General features: G+C 60.2%; 1 protein-coding gene and 1 pseudogene. One reads left to right on the top strand and one right to left on the bottom strand.

All coding sequences use genetic code 11. The annotated features are described in order from the left end of the window. Window positions 1-136: 136 nt before the first annotated feature. Window positions 137-316: pseudogene (locus CF70_RS34375) on the bottom strand (glutathione S-transferase); the annotation flags it as partial. Between the two features lie 97 nt (window positions 317-413). Here CF70_RS34375 and CF70_RS01170 point away from each other — a divergent pair. After that, window positions 414-803 (top strand): hypothetical protein, encoded by a 390-nt coding sequence (locus tag CF70_RS01170; RefSeq protein WP_035859349.1) that lies wholly within the window; start codon window positions 414-416, stop codon window positions 801-803. The last annotated feature ends 78 nt before the right edge of the window (window positions 804-881 follow it).

The raw sequence follows: 881 nt of genomic DNA, 5'->3' as shown, positions 1-881 counted from the left end.
CGTCTTCCGCTCGATCAGCGATAGCAGTTCCAGTTGTTCTTTCTTCGCCAGCTTCACTGGCGTTGCATGGCGGCCTCGACTCATCCCGCCATGATATCGGAGGCGATTAATTATTCAATCTATTTACGGGATGTTGTACTAGGCTCGGTACTAGGGTCGAGGGCGACAGCAGTAAGAGTTCTGCGCGGCTGGCCGCGTCCGTCATCGGCACCAGGATCTCCTCGAATTCCAGCCCGCTGAATTTTGCGAGCAGCCAGCCGCGCAGCGACCACGCGCCATAGTTCCTGCTGTTGATGGTCAGGGTTGTCCTTGACATGGTGAACTCTAAGAGATAAAGGAGTGACTGAGTGATATCGACGCAACGTCATGCGTATCGCTGCGTGGCTGCCGATGTGCGTTCTATGAGTCACCCCATGATTTACCCGGCGTACCAGCTTTGGGCCGACCTGCTGGCCCCACTGCAGGCGGCGACCGACTCCGCAGCCGCGGACTGCACTGCGTCGCCAAGGCTTGCGTCCGGGCCTCAAATCGCGCGGGAGTGGTGCGCGCTCTTCGAATGGAGCGCACTCGTGCGCCTGCGCCACGAGCGCCCGCCCTTTGCCATCCACGCGGTCCGGGTTAACGGTGCCAGCGGTGGCACCATCATGGTGAGCGAAGAGGTGGTGCTCGCCACGCCGTTCTGCTCCCTTCTATATTTTAGGAGGGACATTGCGCCCGGACAACCGCGCGTGCTGCTGATCGCGCCCCTGGCGGGGCATTTCGCCAGCTTGCTGCGCGCAACGGCGGCCACGATGCTAGTGTAGCGTTCTGTTCTTGATGGAACTTATATGAATTCGGCGTCTCCAATGCCCTACTGCGACACAGCGTGGAGAGAGCGAGTG

This window comes from Cupriavidus sp. SK-3, from assembly GCF_000611145.1.
Taxonomy (GTDB): domain Bacteria; phylum Pseudomonadota; class Gammaproteobacteria; order Burkholderiales; family Burkholderiaceae; genus Cupriavidus.
The sequence above is the reverse complement of the archived record's forward strand: the minus strand, read 5'-3'. Positions and strand labels throughout refer to the sequence as shown.

What these genes read in the sequence shown, in the direction of transcription:
- CF70_RS01170 (WP_035859349.1), top strand. Translation starts at nt 414, where the DNA reads ATGATTTACCCGGCGTACCAGCTTTGGGCCGACCTGCTGGCCCCACTG.